Source organism: Streptomyces sparsogenes, assembly GCF_001704635.1.
Lineage (GTDB): Bacteria > Actinomycetota > Actinomycetes > Streptomycetales > Streptomycetaceae > Streptomyces > Streptomyces sparsogenes.
In genome coordinates this window covers 1-551 of sequence record NZ_MAXF01000272.1, presented here as the reverse complement: position 1 = coordinate 551, position 551 = coordinate 1, and the positions used below count along the sequence as shown (strand labels likewise).

Below are 551 nucleotides of genomic sequence, written 5' to 3'. Positions count from 1 at the left end.
CGGAAGAGGTTGATGGCGTCCAGGTGCTTGGCCCGCAGCTCGGGGTCGCGGACGCCCAGGCCCTCCTGGGGGGCGAGGCAGAGCACGCCGACCTTGCCCTGGTGGAGGTTGCGGTGGACGTCGTAGGTGGCCTGGCCGGTCTCCTCCAGGGGGTAGACCTTGGAGAGGGTGGGGTGGATCCTGCCCTTGGCGATCAGGCGGTTGGCCTCCCAGGCCTCGCGGTAGTTGGCGAAGTGGGTGCCGACGATCCGCTTGAGCGACATCCACAGGTAGCGGTTGTCGTACTCGTGGGTGTAGCCGGAGGTGGACGCGCAGGTGACGATGGTGCCGCCCTTGCGCGTGACGTAGACGCTGGCGCCGAAGGTCTCCCGGCCGGGGTGCTCGAAGACGATGTCCACGTCCTCGCCGCCGGTCAGCTCGCGGATGCGCTTGCCGAAGCGCTTCCACTCCCTGGGGTCCTGGGTGTGCTCGTCCTTCCAGAAGCGGTAGTCCTCCGCGCTGCGGTCGATGATCGCCTCGGCGCCCATCGCCCGGCAGATCTCCGCCTTGCG

General features: G+C 69.0%; 1 protein-coding gene. It reads right to left on the bottom strand.

Features of this window, described 5'->3' with window-relative positions; genetic code table 11:
• Positions 1-551 (bottom strand): zinc-binding dehydrogenase (locus tag BBH68_RS38825; RefSeq protein WP_141713178.1); only part of this gene is annotated, 551 nt, incomplete at both ends.